The following is a 21,132-nucleotide window of genomic DNA, read 5'->3' as shown; positions in this document are numbered from 1 at the left end:
CAATTGGGATACCCTCATTTTACATTTATTAAATCTATTTTAGCTGAACACAGGTTCTTTAAATTGGCCAAGTTTTTCAAGAGAAGACTTGTCCACATCGGCATGAAGACTGTTTCCATGAGAGTCCATCGTAACAATTGCAGCAAAGCCTTCCACTTCCAAATGCCACATTGCTTCAGGTATGCCGAATTCCATTAAATCTACTCCTTTTACATCTTTAATACAGTCAGCATAGTACTGAGCAGCACCTCCGATGGCATTGAGGTACACACCTCCATGTTCTTCAAGAGCTTTCAACGTTTTTGGTCCCATGCCGCCTTTACCAATTACTGCACGAATACCGAATTTCTTCATAATGTCACCTTGGTATGGTTCTTCCCGGATACTCGTGGTCGGGCCCGCTGCTTTGACCTGCCAGCCCTTTTCTTTATCGTTTAGCATAACCGGGCCGCAATGATAGATGATTTGGCCATTAAGGTCTATTGGAGCATCATGGCTCATCAAATGGTGGTGAATAGCATCTCTTCCGGTATGAAGATCTCCGTTAATAACGACAACGTCTCCTACCTTAAGCTCGCGAATTTGTTCTTCAGTTACAGGAGCTTGCAATACTACTTGCTTTACTTCCTCTTCTCCAGTAGCTTCCTGTGCTTCTTTTTTCGCCTCTTCGGCGAAATCAATTTTTTCACCCTCCTGGTAGTACCAGTCAGTAATTTCACCATTTTGAGGATCAATGGCTACTCCAAGACGGCGGAAAGCCCAGCAGTTATAGGCTACAGAAACGAAAAAGCTTGCAGGTAAACGGTTCATAGTACCCACTTTACAGCCAAGAAGAGTGGCTTCCCCTCCAAATCCCATTGTTCCAATCCCAAGCTTGTTCGCATTTTCAAGGACATACTCTTCAAGCTTCTTTAATTCCTGATTTGGATTTACATCGTCTACTGAACGAAACAGCTGATCTTTTGCCAATGAATAACTGGACGTACGGTCACCGCCGATGCCGACACCAATAAAACCTGCACTGCAGCCTTGTCCTTGCGCTTGGTAGACTGAATGCATAATACACTTTCTTATGCCGTCCAAATCACGTCCCGCTCTTCCCAGTCCTTCAAGCTCAGCGGGCAGACTGTATTGAATATTTTTGTTTTCACAGCCGCCGCCTTTTAAGACTAACCTTACATCTATGTAATCTTTTTCCCACTGTTCAAAGTACATGGCAGGAGTACCAGGGCCAAGATTATCTCCACTGTTTTTTCCAGTCAATGAATCAACGGAGTTAGGACGAAGCTTACCATCTTCCGTGGCCTGTACAAGAGCCTCTTCAATTTCCCTTTTTATTTCAATTTGGTTTGCTCCTATAGGAACTTTAATCTTAAATGTCGGCATGCCGGTATCCTGACAGATTGGAGAAACTTCTTCATCAGCCATTGATATGTTTTCCGTAATCGTTGACAATGACAAAGCTGCTCTGGTTCCTGCATTTTCCTGTGCCTTTGCCTGCTTTATCGCTTTCCGCACATCATACGGCAGGTTCGTAGAAGTTTCTACAATTAACTGGTACATACTTTCTTTGAATTTGTTCACAATCTCCCTCTCCTTTATTATCTTTTCCCTTTCATTATAAGCGTTTTCACAACATTTAGAAAGAAGCACATAAAAAGGTGTTTAACTAACAGATCCAAGGGGTATAATCATTTGTTTGATTTATTGATATTTTACCAAGATTAAGACTTTGCCTAAAACTCTTTTAAAAATCTTATCCTATACTTATAATGTTACTTTGTTCGAATTGATGTCTGCCGTAAAAGCCTGTGGTATAAATTTTTACATTATTTAGAAAGGAGTCTACTTATGGCTAAAAACAGAAAATTTACACAAGCAGCTCTCGACAGGGTTGAGGTTGTCGGGAACAAACTCCCTCATCCTATAACACTCTTCGCTATTTTAGCTGTTGTCGTTATCTTTGTATCAGCCATTCTTTCTGCAGTAGGTATCACTGTAGATGATCCTGCTGAGCCGGGGGAGACAGTAGAAGTCACTAACCTGTTATCAGCTGACGGCATCGAGTATTTATTTACCAGCATGGTTGATAACTTTATTGGGTTTGCTCCTCTCGGCGTGGTACTTGCCACGATGATCGGGATTGGGGTTGCTGAAAGGTCAGGACTAATTAGTGCGGCTCTTAGGGGCTTCGTACTTTCGGTTCCAAAAAGTCTGATCACTTTCGGCCTCGTGTTTGCCGGTATTATGTCCAGCGTAGCATCAGATGCTGGATACGTAGTTCTTCCTCCATTAGGAGCAGTAATATTTGCGGCATTAGGACGTCACCCATTAGCTGGGCTGGCTGCTGCATTTGCTGGTGTTTCTGCAGGGTTCAGTGCGAACTTGTTCTTGTCTGCAACAGATCCAATGCTCGGTGAATTAACTATTCAGGCTGCTGCAACCATAGACCCTGCTTACGCAGAGACTATGAATATTGCAATGAACTACTACTTTATTTTTGCCTCAGTATTTGTTCTTTCTATAGTAGGAAGTATAGTTACTGAAAAAGTCGTAGAACCACGTTTAGGAGAATACAAAGGGGAATACAGAGAATCACTTAATGGCCTTGAAGCTTCAGAAAAGAAAGGACTCTTATGGGCTGTCATTTCCTTTGTCATCACTAGTATCCTAATGGCACTTCTAATTGTACCTGAGTGGGGACCTATGCGCGGAGAAGATCCTCAGCCTATTATCCAGTCGCCATTTATGCAGTCGTTAGTACCTGTTATTCTTATTCTGTTCCTTGTTCCAGGTCTTGTGTATGGCATGGTAACAAGAACCATTAAAAATGATAAAGACGTAGCAAATCAAATGTCTGACACAATGGCTGCAATGGGAATGTTCATTGTCCTTGCCTTTACAGCCGGTCAATTTGTTGCTTACTTTAATGAAACAAACATGGGGCTAGTCCTGGGAGTGTACGGCGCTGAGTTCCTTCAAAGTGTAAACTTTACGGGAATCCCTCTGGTAATAGCCTTCATTATTGTAGCGGGCTTTATCAACTTATTTATAGGAAGCGCCTCTGCAAAATGGGCAATTATGGCTCCTGTCTTTGTCCCAATCATGATGCAGCTAGGCTATTCTCCAGAGCTCACACAAATGGCCTATCGTATTGCTGATTCAACAACTAACATCATTACGCCATTAATGACGTACTTTGCAATTATTATTGCGTTTGCTCAAAAATATGATAAGAAAATGGGAATCGGAACCCTTGTTTCAGTTATGCTTCCATATTCCATCATATTTACGATTGTTTGGACCATTATGCTGATCGTATGGATGCTCTTTGGAATTGACCTTGGACCAGGATCTCCTATCGAGTATGCACCAGCTGACTAATAACTAATAGACTGAAACCAATCAGTCTTAAAAAAACACCCCACATGTTAGAGCAAAATTCTAACATGTGGGGTGTTTGTCTTTTGTGGAATATAGTGCCCCTGGAATCAGTATTTAGAAGCCAGGTGCGTATCCCGATTAATATAATGAATCACTGGATTCCCTTCTTGTTTTACTGTGATCTTTGTTACACCAGTGTTTCCAAGACGAAAAGGTCTGTGGAATTGGTACCAGTCATCACCAAGCATCAGAAACATTAAAAAGATGGAAAGAAACCCTCCGTGAGAAACAAGTGCAATTGTTTTCTCCTGGTGCTTTTCACTCAGCCCGTTTATGAGCTGCTTACATCTTTCAGTTATTACTCCTACCTGTTCTGTTCCTTCTATTCCTGATGTCAGAAGGTTTTTGTTTCTCATATCAGGAAATTCCTTGTAAATTTCTTCTCTTGTTTTTCCTTCAAAAGGTCCCAGGTGAATTTCCCGGTAGGCTTCTGAAGCTATAAGCGGTACGTGCTGATACTTTTCAATTGCTTTTGCTGTTTCATAAGCCCTTGACAGGTCACTGCTGTATAAAGCATCAAGTTTTGTTGACTTAAGAAACTGTCCAAGCAGCAAAGCTTGCTTTTTCCCTTCAACCGACAGGGGGAAGTCCTGGCATCCTTGTAATTTCCCCGCTCTGTTCCCTTCTGATTCTCCGTGTCGTATTAAAAATAAATCCATGTCTCTCTACTCCCAGTTCTTTTGAAATTGGTTGGTCTTAATTTTAACCTGATCAAGCATTTCTTGAAACCTGTTTAAGTCATTAATATCAGCTTCAGCTGGATCCAGCGCCTCAAGCATATGACTCATTAACTCAACTCTTTTCTGCAAATATTCCAATTGCCTTACTTTGTCGTAAACAGGACTTCCCATACACAACAATCCTTCTTTTTGGAGTTACCATACCAAAGGCCAAACGAAAGAACAAGAGAGGAGCCTTATTACGTCTTTCTCTTTTCCTTGTTTTAAGGTAAGATAAGGGTTGTCTTATTCAGGAATGACCATTTGGAAAGAACGGAACTATGAAGAAAAGGAGCATCTTTGATGCGTACAAATACTTATGAACCACAGGCCCCAGCAACGGATGCATGGGAAGCCTATAAGGATATAGAAGAGTTTGGTTCTCTCCAGCTATCTAATATAGAATTTACGACAACCACTTTATGTAACATGCGATGTGAGCATTGTGCTGTAGGCTATATGCTCCAGCCCAAAGACCCTGAACCCCTGCCGCTGGATATACTCATCAAACGCCTGGACGAAATTCCAAATTTGAGAGCTTTCAGCATTACAGGCGGGGAGCCTATGCTATCTATGAAATCTGTAAAAGATTATGTAGTGCCTTTGCTGAAATATGCCCATGAGCGAGGGGTCAAGACACAGATAAATTCAAATCTCACGCTTGATATTAATCGTTATGAACTGATCATCCCTTATTTGGATGTCCTTCATATTTCGCATAATTATGGAAGTAAAGATGACTTTGTTGACATCGGATTTTCCATGATGAACAAAAAACCATCTCAAAAGCAAGCTGAAGCTTATTTTGACCGGATGGTTGAAAATGCTAAAATTCTCTCATCTCAAGGTGTGATGGTCTCTGCTGAAACCATGCTCAATAAACGAACTCTTCCTCATCTCGAGGACATTCATGATCAAATTATTTCGATGGGATGCGGACGCCATGAAGTTCACCCAATGTACCCAAGTGATTTTGCGAGCTCCCTCAAGCCTGCTTCCTTGCAAGAGATTCGTGAAGGAATTCATCGTTTGCTTGACCACCGAAATAAGGATACATGGATGCTTTTTGGTACACTTCCATTTTACGCCTGCAGCTCTAGTGATGAAGATTTGGAATTACTTACACGTTTATACAATGAAGAATGTGTAACGGTAAGAAACGATCCTGACGGGCGGTCACGCCTAAACGTTAACATATTTGACGGTGAAATTATTGTTACTGACTTTGGGGATGAGCCTTCTTTAGGCAATATTAAGCACACCAGCTTACCTGATGCTTATAATTCCTGGTTAAATAGTAACCTTGCTCGCTCTTTAAATTGTCATTGCCCTGCAGTGAAATGCCTAGGCCCCAATGTTCTTGTAAAAAACGCCTATTACAAAAACAAAGATTTCACAAAGCTGTCCTCTAATATTACCTTGTAACAAAATTAAGGTGCCTCCAACACCGTGCTGCTCTTTTACGCTGATGGGGGCACCTTTTTTAATTTCCTGGGATAAACTTTAATGAAAGATGGTTTTGGACAGGGAGCCAGGCCTGCACATCCTGCTGCGTCACATTTTTAACTTCAATCATTTGCTTTCCGCCTCTTAGGACTAAATATACTTCCCCATAGGTGACGCTTCCTTTTTCTTTTACAGCTGGAACATACCCATGCAATGACCCTGACTGCCCCCCGTTTACACGGTAAGCATGATCAAGCTCTGTTCCATTCCCAATTGTTGTCTCCATTGCGACAGGAAGCTTTGTTTCTTTAGCCGCATGGAGGACCATCATTTTTTTTACTTCATCTCCATCAGGAATGTCCGCTGTAATTTCCCCTTTTACTCGTTTTGCCTGGTCTTGTTTATACTTTAAAGCAAAGGTTTCGTTCCCGCCCCGATTATCAAAGGAATTCGTGTTTACCTTTTCATACTCCCAATTTGCTTCAGAGCTTTCCCCTTCGTAGCATAACGCCCACTCGCCAAGGAATATGGAGGCTTTAAAGCCAAAAGCAAACTTTGAACCATCAATGGTTGTTTCATTTAAAATTCGTATTAACTCCGGGTTCATTACAGGAACATTTGATGTTTCAATTAACTCCTTGGAAAGAGAGCTTGGATGCAGAAACGGCTCATCTTTTGTACTGCTTGAAAATGTATTCTCTTTTGAAATATCAAAGACATAATCTGGTTTATCGTCTGCTTTTTCACTTTCTTCAGCTAACGCTGCTCCAGAAACCGGAAGTATTAGTATTAGCAAAACGACGATTAATCGCAGCACCCATATTTTCATCGGAGATATCCTCCTTCTTTGTTTTTTTCTATTGTTTTCAGGGAGTAGGAAAAATATCCGACAATTAGAGAAATATTCTAGAAATGAATATTTCATAGAAAAGAGCCCCTCCTTAAGTCATATATGGCTTACTTCCCGCCTTAAGACTTTTGGAAGGACTCTTTTTTTCACTAATTATGATCTTTGTTCAAAGAGATCTATTTTTCTCCATTTACCAAACCTGTAATACCCAACGGCGAAGAGGCTGCTTATAATAAAGCTTACGCCTATTCCTAACGCAATCCCTTCTGCTCCAAGCCAGGATGAAAAAAACCAGGCCAGGGGAAAACGCAGGATCCAAAAGGAAAGGATATTTAACACCAGTACTTGAAACATTGCTCCAGCCGCTCTTACAATACCGTTCAGAACAAAGTTTATGCCTAGAAATGGATAGAAAAAAGCAACCCACTGTAGATAAACCGTACCAAATTCTATGGTTGCCTGATCATCCACAAACATTCTCATTAAGTATTCTGCCGATAGAAAGACAAACAAGCTTATCGTGATGGTTACTACAAGAATTAGAATCATTCCGCTTTTTGCAATGTCTCCTACACGCTCCCACTTCCTTGCACCAATGTTCTGTCCTGCCATGCTGTTAATGGCCGATCCAAGAGTTAAAGCTGGAAGCATAATAAGGCTGTCTATTCGCTGGGCTGCACCATATCCCGCTACGACGGTATCACCAAATGCTGTCACTACCGTCATAATTGCAAGAACCCCTGCGGAAATGGCCATCATTGAAAGACCGGATGGAAGGCCGAGCTTAAAGACTCGTTTAAACTCTTCCAAAGGGGGCAAGAAGGGTATTGAAAAGGGCACTCCTCTTTTAAGAATGGAATACAGGAGGCCAAATATGAAAGCAGATCCCTGAGAAACAATCGTTGCATACGCAGCACCATTGATCCCTAAATCCAGGACATAAATAAACAAAGGATCCAATACAGCATTTAAAGCGACCGCCATCATGATAAAACGAAGGGGGGTTTTACTATCGCCCAGAGCTCTTAAAACCGTTCCGATAAAATTGTATCCAAACAAGAGAACAATGCCGATCAAATTGATTTGCAAATAAGATAGAGCCATCGGCATAATGGTGTCTGGGGTACCCATAAAACGTAAAATATAGGGTGCTAAGAAAAAACCAACAATACCCATAATTATCGCGAGACTTCCTAATACAAAGACAAAGGTGTTTAATGAAGCCTTAAGTCCTTCTTCGTCTTTTTGACCTTTTCGCTGAGAAAGCACTGTTAACGTAGCGCCATTAATTCCAATAATAAAAGAAAGGACCGTAAAAATTACGGTACTGGATATGGCGATGGCTCCAAGTGCTTCAGCACCAAGCAAGTTTCCTACCCATAAGCTGTCTATGATCTGATACGAGCTTTGTAGTAAATTACCGAAGAAAATAGGCCATGAGAAAAAAATCATTTTCTTCATAATGCTTCCTTCGGTAAAATCCAGTTCATGTGTTTTTTGCTTCTCCTTCAACCTCTTCACCCTCATTTCTTGCCAGAGCCCGCTCTCTCATATCCTATGTTGGAAGGTAATCATTATTATACTTTTCCTTACTTGACTTCTCATAAGTTCTTACAGTCACATTTATTAAAGAGGTGCTAATCCACTGGGTAAGCAAAGCTACGAAAAACACCCATACATCGATCACAATAGCTAATAGTAAAAATATAGACATATTCATCCAGAACAATGGACGTCCCGGCAGCACGCCGCTAAGACGATAAATGATATGAGCCAGTATTGCGAACCCACCGGAAGAAGCTCCTTTGCAATACAATAAGCCTACTCCTAAGCCAAAAAGTAAAGCTCCAGCCGGAATAGAGATCATTCCCGGGTAAGAGTCAAACCTTACATAGGAAGATAAAAGAAATATAGAGAAGGAAGCAGCTGAGACGGTATACAAAGTTTTAAGAGCACTTTTTACACCTATCCAGCGACAAGCACCAGCCAGCATAACCGCATTCAATCCCCATAACGTATATTCATGAGGAAAAGAAAACCAGTGGTGAAATAGTATTGTCACGCCCGCTGCTCCTCCTGACGGAATATCATAGGGAAACAAAAATAAAGCCATGGCTGTCCCCTGCAAAACTGCCCCTCCTGTCAGCCATAAAGCTGTGACAAGGAGAGATTTCATACTAGTTCAAATGATTCTGTAATATGTATACTTTCTTGAACAGATTGGACCATAGAACAATTCTTTCTTGTCACTTCCAGGCTTTTCTTTATTTGCTCATCGTTTGCATTAGGAGCATTAATGACGAAATGCAGGTGTACTTTTTGAATCTCTTGAGCCCCTTCATTATTACGCGTAACGTCAGCATCGACTGTAATATCTCTTACTTCTATACGTTTTTTTTCAAGTACCTTTCTTAGTACGCCGCCGCTGCAGACCGCAATCGAAGAAACGAGCAGCTGATACGGACGGAAACCATATTTTTCGTTTCCTGAAATTTGTAAAGAACCAAACTCAGTCTCTGTGCTAAAACCCTGCTCCTGCATAATAAATTTCACTCTTGCCCTCTCCTTTTTTGACTGTATTTCTTACTTATTGTAAAGCGTGATATAAGGAAAGTCGAATGGTTGGATTCTTCCTTCTCTTCACGTAAAGAAGCCAGGCAGGGAGAGGGACTTTTTACAGACAGAATGCAAATGTCTGAGTATCAAGAAAGAAAAAGAAGGAAAGATCCCTTGAATCTGAAAAAACGATGAAACAAGCTCCCAACAGATTGGGAGCTTGTCTATATTTATCGAACTGATTCGCCGTACACCTCATTTAAGATCTCATGTGCTGGCTTGGAGTACAGGTTTTTTGGAATAACATCTAATATTTCTTTATTCAAGTGTTGTTCTAGGTCTTTGACGTATTCTTTATTTCCTATTAAATAAACCCCTTTTAAATTTCTATTTTTCACTTGCTTATCAATGATTGGTCCAAGCTGTTTATACCACCGTAGACGATTTTCTTCAAATCTATGCTGGAACTCATCCACCTGGGTTGAGCCAGATGCCAGCCTGTCACTTGATGCATTCCCTTTATATTCTCTCCAGTCTTCTGTCTCAAATTCCCAGCTGTATTTCACTTCATCTCTTATCTCACCCATTGCAGAGTCGATCAAGATAACATCTCTTTGTTGGATAAGAAGAAGCCCTGCTGGAGGATAGGTAGACTCCAGTTTTTCTAAGGGCTCGACCACCGGGGATTTCTCCCAATGAAACTCGCTCTCAAGGGATACCTGCACCTTTGTTTCTTCCCAAAAACCGCCATCAGCAGAAGCGAAAACAACAATGCCTTTTTGCATATCTGTCTGCTGTGACAGGATGTGCTCGTGAACCTTTTTGCTGATATTTTTAAATGCTTTTAGTTCTTCGTCAGAACCGCTTTTTTCAACATATTCCTGAAGCCTCTTCATCCCGTTTTTCAGACGGATTTTCCACTCTCCATTGTGCTGTGTCCCTTCACCAAAATCGGTATTCAGATAAACTGAAAGAACTCCATGATCATCTTTCTTTTCTTTATATTTTAGTAATTCTTCTGCTAGTGCCATGTGCAATTCTCCTTTCTAAGTGACGATAACCTAACTGTTTCGTTATAGGATATATTGCCTTTACGCTTTAGCAGTAAACATATAAAATCCTCCACTGTAACAGAACAGGAATCGACAGCGCTTTTGAGACGTAAAAAAGAGAGCTCTCACCGGTGGTGAGGGCTCTTCTCAATAGCTGAGTTTTGTACCAGCCTCTTAACATTGTCTGGATTAATGTGTTCGGTCCAGTGGTTCTTCTCCTTCTTCAGGAAGCTTTTCTACCGCTTCTACGTCACCAGGAATTGTTCCTGCTATTTTGTTTTGCTCAAATTCTTTTTCCACTTCACTTTTGAGCTCACGGATTTCTTGGGCTGATTCCTTTGTCACTTCTTTAAATTCAACTGTTGTTTCTTTTAAATCCAACGCCTTATCAGAAATATACTGTAAATCTTCACTGGCTTTTTTCATTAATTCTGAAAATCTCTGGGATGTATTTTTCAACTGCTGCATAATTTCATCTCGATTTTGAGAGACAAAACGCGTAGCCTCGTTTACAGTACTAACGGTTTGTTTAGTTGCACTAAACACATTTTCTCTGGTTTTTTTATTTGCCACTACGAGTCCAATACCAATGATTCCACCGAGAGCCATACCAATTTGAAGACCCGATTTCCCCTTCTTTTCTTGAGGTTCCATAATTATCCGCCTTCCTTTCAGAGTATAGACAGTTTGCTTGTTATCATCTTACCATAACGTCTGCACTGTAATGTACTCTATACCCATCTAAAGAGGTTTTTTTAACCTGAAAATATCCTTCAGCAAGGCTTCTAATTATGAGTGAATACTCATTCATAATTAGAATAAATAATTTGATCTCCAAAACAATCTTCTTTGATTCTTCCATGCACAAGAAGCAGGTCAAGATGTCCAATAACCTCAGATAGCGTAAGGTCAGGCTGCTTTTGGTATACCCTTGGAAAAAGCTCTTTTGAAACAGCAAAAGCAGTTTTTCCGGGGTTGTCCTTAATCATATGGTATATATACTCAGCTCTGTTGTTTTGTTCGTTTAGTCGTTTCTCTATCAAAGCATGTGGTTTATCAAAAGAGTCCCCGTGGCCGGGATATACCATCGAAACAGGGAGTTCAGTACAAAGCAATAAAGACTCCCGGTACTGAAGCAAGGTTCTTGGTCTTGAATCTTTATTATTGTAAGGGGCTTCTATAATAGCGTTTGAAGAGATGTGAGCCAACAAATGATCCCCACCAATTATTATACCAGTCTGTTCTTCATACAGAATAATATGACTCTGAGCATGTCCTGGTACTTCATAGGATCTCCACCCTGGCAATCCAGGAACACTGTCTCCATTATTTAGACGGTAAGTAAGAGATGCCGTGCTTATATATTTTTGGTAAGCTGCCTGATTTTGAATGATCTTTTCAGTCAATACATCCGGCACTCCAGCTGTCCGGGATAAAGATTGAAAGAAACTTCTCACCTCTGCCAAAAAATGCTGATCTTTTTGCAGCCAGGGTTCATTTTTCCAGTGACCGAGAATTCTTGCCTTCCGAAAGAATTTGTGGACCATTCCAGTATGATCAGGATGGTGATGAGTGATGATTACCTGTTCGATATCTTCCGGATCTATACCAAGGCTGGTTAGCTCTTTTTTCAGGACGGCCCAGGCTTCATCAGTGCCCGGGCCCGTATCCACCAAAGTCAGTGTGTCGCCTTTAATAATATACACGTTAACAGGGCCGACAAGAAATGGGGTTGGTAATGTGATCCTGTAGATCCCTTTTTCAGAAGCAAGTTTAACCATACCAATCTCCCCTCTTTTATAAAGAGTCGCATTGCTGTCTGAGCACTTGTTCACTTTTGAGAAAAAAAATAAAACCTTTCTTCATTACCGATTGATTTATCTGGAATTTCAAAAACAAACGAATGTATATTAGTTATATACTTCAGTTAAAAAGCTGTCAGTATCTAGATTCTCAAAATCATTTCTGTTGTGATACTTCAGCTCTCTTAACTCTACAGTTAATTCCTCAATTTTCCTTTGCATATCTTCCATAGCTTTCTTTTCTGATACAGTCATTCCTCTCTCCTCCTAATAAAATTAATTTATATATAAATGTATTCACTAACTCTTTAACTTTATCAATTTAAAGTTGTAAATATTCTATCAATTTAATACACCTTTGTAAATCCTTTTTTCATTATAAAATAATTTGACAATATTCAAAAAAAATTAACATTTTTCTTATACTTTATTGCATTTATGCGGTAAAATAAGGGTACATAACTGTATATACATGTTCCTGTCATTGACAATTTTAAATAAAGGATGATTATCTGTGAGAAAACCTCTTAGACACACATTCGAAGAACTTGTTGCTGAAAACAAACGTGAACTGCTGGAAGATATGTCTGCATTAGACAAAATTGAAGAGCGTTTGGAAGAACGGCAGTCCAGAGAAGTGCAAGTAAAAATTAATCCTCGGGAGAAGCAAGCACAGAATTAATAAAAAGGGAAAAAAGAACGTTGCCCTTTAAGATTGCAGGACTCCCTTATTTTTCAAAAACATGGGAGTCTCTTTCTTATATTCTTTTTGATGCTTACGTTAAAGAAAATCGCCTTCCTCACCATATGGCGAGGAAGGCGATTTTCTTTATACCCTGTTCAGTGTATTGCCTTTTAAGTCTCTTGTACAACGGCAACCCATGTTGACAATTTGACTTGCAAACTACACACAGCCGGCCACTACTTCGCTCACTGTTAGATGGTCTAGCCACAGCTGTGTATCTCTTAAAAGATAGAGTAAATGAATGACCACTCATTCAATTGTAGGTCTCAAGAATTTTTTGCAGCTTCAGTGCATTTCCCATCCCGCCCTCAATCTTCAACTTCCCTGTCATAAATGCTGTCGCAGGATTCAACTCTCCCTGAACCAGTTTCAGAAAATTATTGTCTTTCATTTTTAGCGTGCAATCTGGGGCATGAAGCTTTCCCTTTTGATAATGGACCTGCCCATCGGTAAATTGAATCTGAAAAACCCCTTCTTCTTCCCCCGTTATATCAAATTGATATGTTTTTTCAACCCCTTCAATTTCTTTCGGATCTTCATTCATTTTTCTGGATAGGTTTTCCAATTCCTCCATCACTCTCATAACTGTCTTCTCCTTTTATTTCTTTTTTACCTGCAAAGAGGTATGCAGCCCTGCTGTTCTCCTTTTATTTATTTGACATGTTGTTTGTTAAATCCTCTGCTTTGCAGATTATTTTTTTTGTTATAAGTGAAAAAACCATATGCTTAATACTGCCTCTTTCATTTAGCAAGTGGTGTCCTCCCTGGTCCACTAAGTAAAAAAAAGCATTAGGAAATTTTTTTTCTAAAAACCTAAGGTTGTATTTCCAATCCACCGTTTTGTCCATATTACCCTGAATAATATGAACAGGAAATTGACTTGGCTCTAGAGCCCTCATTTCTTTTTCCCACTCAAACATTGCTTCGAGCCAGCATAGAGGAATGGAAGGGCCATGCAAGGGGTCCTCTTTAATCCTTTCAGATAGCTCTGGATTTTCTTTATCGGTCCGTATTTTCCTTGGCACCTCTTTGACTAAAGGAGATATTAACGAATGCCCTGCTTTCGATAAATGCCATTTACTGGACCGTGCCAGTGGAGCAATAAGAGTAAGACTTTCAAACTGATGATCTGGTTTGGTGAGTACATGCTGGACACTGATCCCGCCTCCCGTACTATGGCCGATAACATGGTATTTTTCTGCACCGTATTGTTTCATTTGCTGATCCATCACATACAGGACCTTTTGGTAATATGTAAAATCCTCAATCACGTATTGCTCCCCGGTTGACAACCCGTGTCCCGGCAGGTCAATAATAAACACGCGCCCTTTATTTTCTGTCAGGTAACGAATAAATTCTGAAAGCATTCCTGCATGGTCGAAATATCCATGCAAAATCAGTATATTATATTGGTAAGATTCCGGAGTAAAGCATTGAAAAAAAAGAAAATCATTATTTACAGGCAAGAATTCATAATCTGCTTTTACCCGTTCTTTTTCTCCAGGAAAGTTATATATTCCATGGTACTTTTTAATTTTAGCTTTTAGTTTATCTTTGCGAAACTTGCCCATGTCCTATGTCCTCCAGTCCTTGAAAACGCTTATTCTAAAGGCTTTTTATGTAAGTTTATGACTTCTTCTGTCAAAAGGGTAGAGAAAAATCCAATTGTTGTTATACTTTTTGATAACTATATTATAAGGAAGGGAAAACTATGTCCTTATTAGAAAATATTGAGGAAAAGCGCACAGAAATGTTAGAGACTGCTGAAAAATTTGGGCTTAGTTCTGAAGAAACTCTCTCCTGTAGTCAAGAGCTGGATCATTTAATTTCCGAAGTCCAGCATTGGCAAACCTGATCAAATCATAAACCATAGCTCATTCATTATCTGCTTTAGGGATAGTCTTAAAAGCTCCCTGTCACATTGACAGGGAGCTTTTAGTGGTTTATCTACTGTTACTGAAGCCGAGGATCGTCTAACAGGCGGTCTAGTTCTTCCATATGGCCTGTTTCATCAGCAATTAAATCTTCCAGTTTAATTTGCAGTTCTACAAATCCAAGCTCTTCTGCCAGCTTAACTCTTTTCTTATATCGTTCAATAGTATCAATCTCAGACTGACGTGCATGTTGGAGCATTTCATAAACGTCAGTTGTTTGTTTTACTTCTGCAGCTCTCGTAGTTGGGGTACCGCCCAAAGTTTTGATTTTTTCTGCCAGATAAAGAGCATGACCTTGTTCATCTGATATTTCACTTTCAAAAAACGGCTTCAACACTTGGCGGTATAAACCTGAAACCACTGCTGCATAGTTAGAGTACATAATAGAAGCTGCATACTCGTTAGCCAAATCCTCATTCAAACCGTCAATTAATTCCTGTAGCTTCGGATCCATATAATCTCCTCCTTAAACGATCAACATGATTTTAAGCTATTTTCTGCTAGGGATCTTGTTGTAGTGTCATTATTATTTTACCCATTTTTCTGCTCCACTTAAACTTTTCCCTTTCCTCCATCAATTAAACAGATTCTTATATTCTTCATAGCCATACTCTTCCAATTGATCCTTTGGAATAAAATTAATTGCCGCAGAATTAATACAATAACGAAGCCCTGTCGGTTTTGGACCGTCAGTAAAAACGTGACCCAAATGAGAATCGGCGTCTTTGCTTCTTACCTCCACTCTTCTCATACCAAAACTAAAATCCGCTTTTTCTACTATCTGTTCCTCATTTAGAGGTTTTGTAAAACTAGGCCAGCCACAATTAGAATCGAATTTATCATGAGAGCTAAAAAGCGGCGTTCCTGAAACAATGTCAACATATAAACCCTCTTCTTTATGGTCCCAATATTCATTGTCAAATGGCCGCTCTGTTCCATTGTTTTGTGTCACTTCAAATTGTATAGGAGTGAGCTTTTTTTTTAACTCTTCTTTATTTTTCATTTCCGTCCCCCCAGTGTGCTTTAATAAAATCTTCTCTTCCTGATCCTTTTTTATATAAAAGATAGTGAAAACGATTCTTTTCATGATAGTCCTGATGATGCTCTTCAGCTTTATAGAATGGCTTTGCCCGTAAAATCTTTGTAACAATAGGAGCGTTAAACGGTCCGTGAGCGTTCAGGTCCCTCCTTGATTCTTTTGCTACTTCAAGCTGGTAATCATTATGCACAAAGATTGCAGTTTGATAAGACTCTCCCCGGTCATTAAACTGTCCTCCCGGATCAGTGGGATCAATTTGTCTCCAAAAAATATCCAGTAATTCTTTATAGGAGATTATTTCAGAGTCGTACTCTATTTGAACGGCTTCTACGTGGCCTGTTGTATTGGAGCATACCTCTTCATAGCTAGGATTTTCTGTTTCACCGCCTGTATAGCCAGATGTCACGGTAATTACGCCTTCTCTTTCTGCAAATGGTCCGACCATACACCAAAAGCATCCTCCCGCAAAAGTTGCTAGTGCCATTCTATTCTCTCCTTTTTTCTTCGATTCTCATAAAGTATCTTTATATAATATGTACCACGAATAATGACTTTTTTCATTGATTTTGCTTATTGTTAAGTGAAGATATAGAAAAGGCTCCCGATTTCGGGAGCACTTTTTTCGTTGTAAACTACGATTGAAGCTGCTTTAAGGATTCTCTATTAAACGCCGGTAGGTCATCTGGTTCCCGGCTTGTTACAAGGTTATGGCAAACAACTACCTCTTCATCATGAACTTTCGCTTTGGCGTATTCAAGGTCTACCTGGATAGATTTAAAACCTGTCACATTGCGGCCTTCTAGTGCTTTAGCGGTTATCAATAACTGAGGTCCATGGCATATAGCAAAAACCGGTTTGTTTTCATCGATAAAGTGTTTTGAAAACGTAACAAACCGTTCGTCAGCACGAAGTAAATCTGGTGAAAATCCTCCTGGGATAAACAAAGCATCAAAATCAGAAGGGCTTACTTCATCAACAGCTGCATCAACGGTTACTTTTGCCTCTCCCTGCTTTCCTTCAAGGGTTTTTCCTTTTTCCTTTTCTATAACTGTGAGTTCGTGACCTTCTTTTTCAAACTCCTTTTTAGGGTCAGTGTACTCCACGTCTTCAAACATACTTGTCATTAGGACAGCAACTTTCTTACTCATAAGAGAAACACTCCTTTAAAGAAATGTAAGTATATTACATCGTATGTGTACCCTTTGAGTTATCATTTTTAAACCTTCTTTCGAATGATCCACTGCCTTATACAAACTGTCTGATGAGACGTTTGCAGCATTTTTCTTACCTATCCGTCTTAAGATTTCCTTCCATAATCTGCTTTAATCTCGCCCCATTCTTTTGTGTTCCATTTTAAAATAGGGTTTGTATACGTATTTTGTTTCAACCATGATTCTGCTCTTTCGACCAGGGACCACATTTCTTCCGTTTCCTTCTCTCTTTTTAATGTAGATTTTACCTTTTTTTCTTTCACCCACTTCATGGCCGTTTGGGAATCAGAATAAACAGGGATATTGCTCTCTTTATCCTTTAAAAAAGCAAGGGCATGAACAATAGCCAAGAATTCCCCCATGTTGTTTGTTCCTTTTTCAATTCCTTCATGAATGAAAACTACCTCACCAGTTTTTGTATGTACCCCTTTGTATTCTACTAAACCAGGGTTCCCATGGGATCCGACATCTACTGATATACTATCTTCTATATAGGGATGGGAGGTATTCCCCTTTTCCGAGATTACAGCTCTATTACCGGTACTGCTTTTTTCTTCCCCAAATGCTTTTTGTGCTTCTCCCTTTGAAGGATAGGACTTAAATCTGGCACCCGAAAACCCTTGTACTTGTTTTTGGCAATCAGCCCAGGACTCATAAATCCCTGGCTTCCGCCCTTCCCAAACTACATAATATTTTTTCTTTGCCACTGGTAAAACTCCTTTCATCCCTTGTCTGTCCTGTTACCTTTATATAGTCTTTTCTTCAGGTAAACAATGTTACTATCTTCACTTTCAATATAAGGTCGCATATACTTTTCAAACATTGGAGCTATCAGCATGTACGTAATAATAAGAAATGGGAGTGGGAACACGTATGCATAGAGAAAAGCAGTTCCCCAGCCATTTTCGCTGATCCCTCCCCTGACCACGCCGCTTATAGAAAGAGAAATCGTTCCAAATGTCATAAGGGTAAATATAACATTAAACAGATGAAAAGCAAAAACAGGCTGTTTATTATTTACCTCTCTCTCTAGCATCCATTTCATTTTTAAAGCAATAACCATTGTAATCAAAGCTCCTGAAAATGGCAGTAAAATAAGAAAAAGCAAGTTTCCCATGATCCTACCCACCACCCTATTATCGTTGCTCTAATTATAGAAGAAGCCACCCGCCATTAAAAAGTTAGTGGACTCTCATTATATATAATTCTTCTTTAGTAAAAAGCATACCTTTGTTTCTTTAATACATGTTTTCTATTTTTATATTATTTTCAACGAAAAAGAGCTCTCAGAAATTGAGAGCTCTCATACTACTATTCAAATATTATTCTTCCTCGTCCTCTTCGTCTTCTTCATCTAAGCCTTCTTCTGTGCCTTCACCATCTTGATCAACATCAAAACCATCTTCATCTTCTTCTAAGCCTTCTTCTGTACCCTCATCTTCCTGGTCAACATCAAAGCCGTCGTCGCCTTCTTCACCATCTAGAAAGTCTTCATCATCTTCTTCGTCCTCTTCATCACCATCTAGAAGGTCGTCATCCTCATCTTCGTCTTCTTCATCTAGCTCAGCGTCGTCATCCTCGTCTAGATCAGCATCGTCGTCATCGTCTAGACCACCGTCATCCAAACCATTTTCGTCTGCATCTCCGTTATCTTCTACTCCTGGATCCTCTTCCATTCCGCCATTGTCTCCTCCGTCATCTTCACCACATGCTCCCAGCATACTTACTGCTAACGCACCAGATAAAGCAGAATATAAAACTTTCTTATTCATAATATATTCCTCCTTTTAAAAATCTATTTTTTAAATCTCGTAAACAATGATTCTTCCTTTGAACCCTCTATTCATCATCATCTAAAATTTCAGGTTCCTCATCTTCCTCTTCTTCGCCTAATCCCGCATCATCACCGTCATATTCTGCGTCCTCGTCCAAGGCGTCTCCTTCACCTTCATCTTCTTGCATCCCATGATCGTCAGTTTCTTGCATTCCATCTCCATCTAACCCTTCATCATCTTCCAAATCTCCATTTTCATCCATACCATTTTCCTCCAGGGTACCTTCGTCCTCTTCCATCCCTGGATCATCATCTATACCATTGTCAGCATCTTCTCCTCCATCTTCACCGCATGCTCCTAAAACACCTATCGCAACCATACCAGACAATGCTGAATATAATAATCTTTTATTCATCATGTCCCCTCCTGAGGAGTTTCTAGTTTATGAAAATATAAAATATAATAAATAAGTTCAAAATCATTATTCTGATAAAAAGAGGGCGATCTATTGATAGCCCTCTTTATTTAAAAATTAAATTGTCATTCTATTAAGCATCATCATCGTCATCGTCATCGTCTAAAACATCATCGTCATCATCGTCATCATCGTCGCCTAGCATATCATCATCGTCATCATCGTCATCATCGTCATCATCGTCGCCTAGCATATCATCATCGTCGTCATCGTCATCGTCGTCAAAAGCATCATCGTCATCATCGTCGTCATCGTCGTCACCTAGCATATCATCGTCATCATCATCATCGTCGTCAAAAGCATCATCGTCATCGTCGTCATCATCGTCGTCAAAAGCATCATCGTCATCGTCGTCATCATCGTCGCCTAGCATATCATCATCGTCGTCATCGTCCATGCCATCGTCATCCATGCCGTCGTCTTCCACTCCGCCATCATCTTCCATGCCTGGATCGTCTTCCATTCCGCCATTGTCACCGCCATCGTCTTCGCCGCATGCTCCTAGCATCCCTACTGCTAACATTCCAGAAAGTGCTGAGTATAATACTTTTTTATTCATTGTTATATTCCTCCTTACAACGTTGTCTAAGGAGTGTTTTTCCACAATGGCACGAAATAAAACGAATAAAATAAAATTCACATGTTTTCACAAACTTCTGCCAAACTCACACATATTATTTTTCATCAGGCATAAACTGCTGAAAAATAGTATCTTCTTGAATAGCATACCTTTCATAACCTGCAATTTTATTTATGATCCGCTGATTTCTATAAACTGATAAAGCGAGATTTGTCGCTCCGGTTCCGTGGGATTGGTCCAAATTAGTAAGAGTAAACAAATGATTAGGCCGCTCTTTTTTAAACAGAAATTCATAATCCTTTCCAACCACCATGGTGTTTTCATCTTCCCAGTAAATTTTATCCTTATACTTTTTTAACCATTTTGGCACATTTGGTTTATATCCTGTTGCGACAATCACTTTGCTTGTAATGTGGGAATAGGACATGTTTTTTTGCCATTGATGCATAGTGAGCTCATAATTCCCTCCAGAAAGTGAGCGAATCCCTCTAAGCTCAGTCATAGGCTGAAGAAGGACGTCAGGATCCTTTCGTTCAATGGAGCGATGATACAGCTCATTATAGATGTTCTCTAACACCCCAGGCTCTATTTGCTTTCTTGCCTGGTCAAGATAGGGAAGAGCACTTGTCCTGCTATCGAAGCTTAAGGACTGAAAATAATCAACAAAATCAGGGGAAAAGATTTCTCTCCCTACTTTCGCATCCTCGGTTTGAAAAAACTGGGGTGATCTAGTAAGCCAGGAAAGCTTATAACCATAATGCTTTTGGTCCTGTAGCAGATCATAAAAGACCTCTGCCGCACTTTGACCAGAGCCTATCACCGATACATGGCTTCCTCTTTTAATATTTTTTTCATTGTAAAGATAAGAGCTGGTGTGACAAATATCTTCATTCATTTCATCTTTAATGTCTTCAGGAATCATCGGAGTGCTTCCTGTACCGATAACCACATGCCTGGCCCTGTATGAGTGATTTTCTCCTGTTTCAATATTAAAAACAGTCACATCATACCAGTCACCAGTACCATCTTCTACATTTGTGACCTGTCTCCCGAATTTACAATCACCGAGTTGGGAAGCAACCCACTTTGCATAACTGTTATACTCTTTTCTTGGAATGTTAAATTTTTGATAAAAAAAGAATTGGTACATTCGATTATGCTTATGTAAGTAGTTCAGAAATGAATAGGGATTTGTTGGATCTGCAAAAGTAACAAGATCGGATAAAAAGCTTGAATTGAGAACAGATTTGTCTATGAGCATACCAGGATGCCACTCAAACGAAGTATTCTGTTCAAAGAACAAGCCATCTATTTCTTCTAATGGATCCAGAAGGGCTGCCAAACCCAAATTAGAGGGACCTATACCTATTCCAATTACGTCATATAACTTACCAGCATCCATTCTTATGCCACCGCCTTGTATATATTTCATCTTTATTTTTTTACAGGATATGAACAGACCTATTCCCCAATATAACCCTTCATAAGACAGGTTTTCGGATGT

27 protein-coding genes are annotated in these 21,132 nt (G+C 39.8%); 4 read left to right on the top strand and 23 right to left on the bottom strand.

The features are described from left to right. Positions 1–39 precede the first annotated feature (39 nt). Complete coding sequence (locus ACFPU1_RS10525; protein ID WP_100400747.1) at positions 40–1,563, bottom strand: fumarate hydratase; 1,524 nt, start codon at positions 1,561–1,563, stop codon at positions 40–42. Positions 1,564–1,851: 288 nt separating this feature from the next. Between ACFPU1_RS10525 and ACFPU1_RS10520 the strand changes: the two genes are divergently transcribed. Then, positions 1,852–3,384: an AbgT family transporter gene (locus ACFPU1_RS10520; protein WP_385940842.1), complete on the top strand. Its 1,533-nt coding sequence runs from the start codon at positions 1,852–1,854 to the stop codon at positions 3,382–3,384. A 107-nt stretch (positions 3,385–3,491) separates the two neighbouring features. Here ACFPU1_RS10520 and ACFPU1_RS10515 read toward each other — a convergent pair whose 3' ends face one another. Then, positions 3,492–4,103, bottom strand: a complete 612-nt coding sequence (locus ACFPU1_RS10515) for a histidine phosphatase family protein (RefSeq protein ID WP_054636767.1) — start codon at positions 4,101–4,103, stop codon at positions 3,492–3,494. Between the two features lie 6 nt (positions 4,104–4,109). After that, positions 4,110–4,295 (bottom strand): SE1561 family protein, encoded by a 186-nt coding sequence (locus ACFPU1_RS10510; protein WP_054636766.1) that lies wholly within the window; start codon positions 4,293–4,295, stop codon positions 4,110–4,112. A 171-nt stretch (positions 4,296–4,466) separates the two neighbouring features. On the opposite strand from ACFPU1_RS10510, the gene yfkAB reads away from it, so the two are divergent. Next, the gene (gene yfkAB, locus ACFPU1_RS10505; protein ID WP_385940838.1) at positions 4,467–5,588 is read left to right on the top strand and encodes a radical SAM/CxCxxxxC motif protein YfkAB; all 1,122 of its coding nucleotides are present in this window, start codon (positions 4,467–4,469) and stop codon (positions 5,586–5,588) included. A gap of 58 nt (positions 5,589–5,646) precedes the next feature. Here the strand turns inward: yfkAB and ACFPU1_RS10500 are convergent, their stop codons facing one another. The 8 genes from ACFPU1_RS10500 to ACFPU1_RS10465 form a co-directional block, all read right to left on the bottom strand. Continuing rightward, complete coding sequence (locus tag ACFPU1_RS10500; protein ID WP_054636765.1) at positions 5,647–6,438, bottom strand: YfkD family protein; 792 nt, start codon at positions 6,436–6,438, stop codon at positions 5,647–5,649. Positions 6,439–6,612: 174 nt separating this feature from the next. Beyond that, complete coding sequence (locus ACFPU1_RS10495) at positions 6,613–7,920, bottom strand: MATE family efflux transporter (RefSeq protein ID WP_385940940.1); 1,308 nt, start codon at positions 7,918–7,920, stop codon at positions 6,613–6,615. Positions 7,921–8,014: 94 nt separating this feature from the next. Then, positions 8,015–8,635 carry a YitT family protein gene (locus tag ACFPU1_RS10490; protein WP_385940835.1) on the bottom strand — a complete coding sequence of 207 codons (621 nt, stop codon included), beginning with the start codon at positions 8,633–8,635 and terminating at the stop codon, positions 8,015–8,017. Beyond that, entirely contained in the window at positions 8,632–9,012 is a 381-nt protein-coding gene (locus ACFPU1_RS10485; protein ID WP_054636763.1) for an OsmC family protein, read from the bottom strand. Before ACFPU1_RS10485 ends, ACFPU1_RS10490 begins: the two co-directional genes overlap by 4 nt. Positions 9,013–9,245: 233 nt before the next feature. Further along, a complete protein-coding gene (locus ACFPU1_RS10480; protein ID WP_385940831.1) occupies positions 9,246–10,046 on the bottom strand; it encodes a VLRF1 family aeRF1-type release factor in 801 nt (266 codons plus the stop codon). 210 nt (positions 10,047–10,256) lie between these two features. Next, positions 10,257–10,721 carry a hypothetical protein gene (locus ACFPU1_RS10475; RefSeq protein ID WP_385940828.1) on the bottom strand — a complete coding sequence of 155 codons (465 nt, stop codon included), beginning with the start codon at positions 10,719–10,721 and terminating at the stop codon, positions 10,257–10,259. A gap of 149 nt (positions 10,722–10,870) precedes the next feature. Next, positions 10,871–11,848, bottom strand: coding sequence for an MBL fold metallo-hydrolase (locus ACFPU1_RS10470; protein WP_385940825.1), 978 nt, complete (start codon positions 11,846–11,848; stop codon positions 10,871–10,873). Positions 11,849–11,977: 129 nt separating this feature from the next. Further along, positions 11,978–12,124 (bottom strand): hypothetical protein, encoded by a 147-nt coding sequence (locus ACFPU1_RS10465; RefSeq protein ID WP_198153516.1) that lies wholly within the window; start codon positions 12,122–12,124, stop codon positions 11,978–11,980. A 259-nt stretch (positions 12,125–12,383) separates the two neighbouring features. On the opposite strand from ACFPU1_RS10465, the gene ACFPU1_RS10460 reads away from it, so the two are divergent. Then, positions 12,384–12,551, top strand: a complete 168-nt coding sequence (locus ACFPU1_RS10460; protein ID WP_385940820.1) for an FbpB family small basic protein — start codon at positions 12,384–12,386, stop codon at positions 12,549–12,551. Positions 12,552–12,867: 316 nt separating this feature from the next. Here ACFPU1_RS10460 and ACFPU1_RS10455 read toward each other — a convergent pair whose 3' ends face one another. Together ACFPU1_RS10455 and ACFPU1_RS10450 are read right to left on the bottom strand one after the other, a co-directional pair. After that, a complete protein-coding gene (locus ACFPU1_RS10455) occupies positions 12,868–13,197 on the bottom strand; it encodes an SCP2 sterol-binding domain-containing protein (RefSeq protein WP_385940817.1) in 330 nt (109 codons plus the stop codon). A gap of 64 nt (positions 13,198–13,261) precedes the next feature. Continuing rightward, positions 13,262–14,185 (bottom strand): alpha/beta hydrolase, encoded by a 924-nt coding sequence (locus ACFPU1_RS10450; RefSeq protein WP_385940814.1) that lies wholly within the window; start codon positions 14,183–14,185, stop codon positions 13,262–13,264. Between the two features lie 140 nt (positions 14,186–14,325). On the opposite strand from ACFPU1_RS10450, the gene ACFPU1_RS10445 reads away from it, so the two are divergent. Next, a complete protein-coding gene (locus ACFPU1_RS10445) occupies positions 14,326–14,469 on the top strand; it encodes an aspartyl-phosphate phosphatase Spo0E family protein (protein ID WP_100398009.1) in 144 nt (47 codons plus the stop codon). Between the two features lie 98 nt (positions 14,470–14,567). Here ACFPU1_RS10445 and ACFPU1_RS10440 read toward each other — a convergent pair whose 3' ends face one another. From ACFPU1_RS10440 to ACFPU1_RS10395, 10 genes are all read right to left on the bottom strand, one after another. After that, positions 14,568–15,002, bottom strand: coding sequence for a ferritin-like domain-containing protein (locus ACFPU1_RS10440; protein WP_054636756.1), 435 nt, complete (start codon positions 15,000–15,002; stop codon positions 14,568–14,570). Positions 15,003–15,122: 120 nt separating this feature from the next. Next, positions 15,123–15,551 carry a peptide-methionine (R)-S-oxide reductase MsrB gene (gene msrB, locus ACFPU1_RS10435; protein ID WP_385940811.1) on the bottom strand — a complete coding sequence of 143 codons (429 nt, stop codon included), beginning with the start codon at positions 15,549–15,551 and terminating at the stop codon, positions 15,123–15,125. Continuing rightward, entirely contained in the window at positions 15,541–16,071 is a 531-nt protein-coding gene (gene msrA / locus ACFPU1_RS10430) for a peptide-methionine (S)-S-oxide reductase MsrA (protein WP_385940808.1), read from the bottom strand. The genes msrB and msrA overlap by 11 nt, the downstream gene beginning before the upstream one ends. A 148-nt stretch (positions 16,072–16,219) precedes the next feature. Next, positions 16,220–16,735, bottom strand: a complete 516-nt coding sequence (locus tag ACFPU1_RS10425; protein ID WP_054636754.1) for a type 1 glutamine amidotransferase domain-containing protein — start codon at positions 16,733–16,735, stop codon at positions 16,220–16,222. Positions 16,736–16,884: 149 nt separating this feature from the next. After that, positions 16,885–17,505 carry a ribonuclease H gene (gene rnhA / locus ACFPU1_RS10420; RefSeq protein ID WP_385940805.1) on the bottom strand — a complete coding sequence of 207 codons (621 nt, stop codon included), beginning with the start codon at positions 17,503–17,505 and terminating at the stop codon, positions 16,885–16,887. Positions 17,506–17,519: 14 nt separating this feature from the next. After that, a complete protein-coding gene (locus ACFPU1_RS10415; protein ID WP_054636753.1) occupies positions 17,520–17,915 on the bottom strand; it encodes a hypothetical protein in 396 nt (131 codons plus the stop codon). A 205-nt stretch (positions 17,916–18,120) separates the two neighbouring features. Continuing rightward, positions 18,121–18,570 (bottom strand): hypothetical protein, encoded by a 450-nt coding sequence (locus ACFPU1_RS10410; RefSeq protein ID WP_385940802.1) that lies wholly within the window; start codon positions 18,568–18,570, stop codon positions 18,121–18,123. Between the two features lie 67 nt (positions 18,571–18,637). Next, complete coding sequence (locus ACFPU1_RS10405) at positions 18,638–18,988, bottom strand: DNA primase (protein WP_385940799.1); 351 nt, start codon at positions 18,986–18,988, stop codon at positions 18,638–18,640. Between the two features lie 133 nt (positions 18,989–19,121). After that, positions 19,122–19,607, bottom strand: coding sequence for a hypothetical protein (locus ACFPU1_RS10400; RefSeq protein WP_385940796.1), 486 nt, complete (start codon positions 19,605–19,607; stop codon positions 19,122–19,124). A 115-nt stretch (positions 19,608–19,722) separates the two neighbouring features. Beyond that, on the bottom strand, positions 19,723–21,030 hold the full coding sequence (locus ACFPU1_RS10395; RefSeq protein ID WP_385940793.1) for a lysine N(6)-hydroxylase/L-ornithine N(5)-oxygenase family protein: 1,308 nt from the start codon (positions 21,028–21,030) through the stop codon (positions 19,723–19,725). Positions 21,031–21,132 lie beyond the last annotated feature (102 nt).

This window comes from Thalassorhabdus alkalitolerans, assembly GCF_042656525.1.
GTDB classification, from domain to species: Bacteria; Bacillota; Bacilli; order Bacillales; family Marinococcaceae; genus Thalassorhabdus; species Thalassorhabdus alkalitolerans.
This window is presented reverse-complemented; position numbering and strand designations above follow the sequence as displayed.

Bases quoted from the DNA above. Each gene is read 5' to 3' on its own strand.
- ACFPU1_RS10490 (WP_385940835.1), bottom strand. From the start codon at position 8,635: ATGAAATCTCTCCTTGTCACAGCTTTATGGCTGACAGGAGGGGCAGTT.
- ACFPU1_RS10465 (WP_198153516.1), bottom strand. From the start codon at position 12,124: ATGACTGTATCAGAAAAGAAAGCTATGGAAGATATGCAAAGGAAAATT.
- ACFPU1_RS10515 (WP_054636767.1), bottom strand. From the start codon at position 4,103: ATGGATTTATTTTTAATACGACACGGAGAATCAGAAGGGAACAGAGCG.
- ACFPU1_RS10455 (WP_385940817.1), bottom strand. From the start codon at position 13,197: ATGAGAGTGATGGAGGAATTGGAAAACCTATCCAGAAAAATGAATGAA.
- yfkAB (WP_385940838.1), top strand. From the start codon at position 4,467: ATGCGTACAAATACTTATGAACCACAGGCCCCAGCAACGGATGCATGG.
- ACFPU1_RS10445 (WP_100398009.1), top strand. From the start codon at position 14,326: ATGTCCTTATTAGAAAATATTGAGGAAAAGCGCACAGAAATGTTAGAG.
- ACFPU1_RS10480 (WP_385940831.1), bottom strand. From the start codon at position 10,046: ATGGCACTAGCAGAAGAATTACTAAAATATAAAGAAAAGAAAGATGAT.
- msrB (WP_385940811.1), bottom strand. From the start codon at position 15,551: ATGAAAAATAAAGAAGAGTTAAAAAAAAAGCTCACTCCTATACAATTT.
- ACFPU1_RS10475 (WP_385940828.1), bottom strand. From the start codon at position 10,721: ATGGAACCTCAAGAAAAGAAGGGGAAATCGGGTCTTCAAATTGGTATG.
- ACFPU1_RS10450 (WP_385940814.1), bottom strand. From the start codon at position 14,185: ATGGGCAAGTTTCGCAAAGATAAACTAAAAGCTAAAATTAAAAAGTAC.
- ACFPU1_RS10470 (WP_385940825.1), bottom strand. From the start codon at position 11,848: ATGGTTAAACTTGCTTCTGAAAAAGGGATCTACAGGATCACATTACCA.
- ACFPU1_RS10510 (WP_054636766.1), bottom strand. From the start codon at position 4,295: ATGGGAAGTCCTGTTTACGACAAAGTAAGGCAATTGGAATATTTGCAG.
- ACFPU1_RS10440 (WP_054636756.1), bottom strand. From the start codon at position 15,002: ATGGATCCGAAGCTACAGGAATTAATTGACGGTTTGAATGAGGATTTG.
- ACFPU1_RS10525 (WP_100400747.1), bottom strand. From the start codon at position 1,563: ATGTACCAGTTAATTGTAGAAACTTCTACGAACCTGCCGTATGATGTG.
- ACFPU1_RS10425 (WP_054636754.1), bottom strand. From the start codon at position 16,735: ATGAGTAAGAAAGTTGCTGTCCTAATGACAAGTATGTTTGAAGACGTG.
- ACFPU1_RS10405 (WP_385940799.1), bottom strand. From the start codon at position 18,988: ATGAATAAAAGATTATTATATTCAGCATTGTCTGGTATGGTTGCGATA.
- ACFPU1_RS10415 (WP_054636753.1), bottom strand. From the start codon at position 17,915: ATGGGAAACTTGCTTTTTCTTATTTTACTGCCATTTTCAGGAGCTTTG.
- ACFPU1_RS10495 (WP_385940940.1), bottom strand. From the start codon at position 7,920: ATGAAGAAAATGATTTTTTTCTCATGGCCTATTTTCTTCGGTAATTTA.
- msrA (WP_385940808.1), bottom strand. From the start codon at position 16,071: ATGGCACTAGCAACTTTTGCGGGAGGATGCTTTTGGTGTATGGTCGGA.
- ACFPU1_RS10400 (WP_385940796.1), bottom strand. From the start codon at position 19,607: ATGAATAAAAAAGTATTATACTCAGCACTTTCTGGAATGTTAGCAGTA.
- ACFPU1_RS10395 (WP_385940793.1), bottom strand. From the start codon at position 21,030: ATGGATGCTGGTAAGTTATATGACGTAATTGGAATAGGTATAGGTCCC.
- ACFPU1_RS10520 (WP_385940842.1), top strand. From the start codon at position 1,852: ATGGCTAAAAACAGAAAATTTACACAAGCAGCTCTCGACAGGGTTGAG.
- ACFPU1_RS10410 (WP_385940802.1), bottom strand. From the start codon at position 18,570: ATGAATAAGAAAGTTTTATATTCTGCTTTATCTGGTGCGTTAGCAGTA.
- ACFPU1_RS10500 (WP_054636765.1), bottom strand. From the start codon at position 6,438: ATGAAAATATGGGTGCTGCGATTAATCGTCGTTTTGCTAATACTAATA.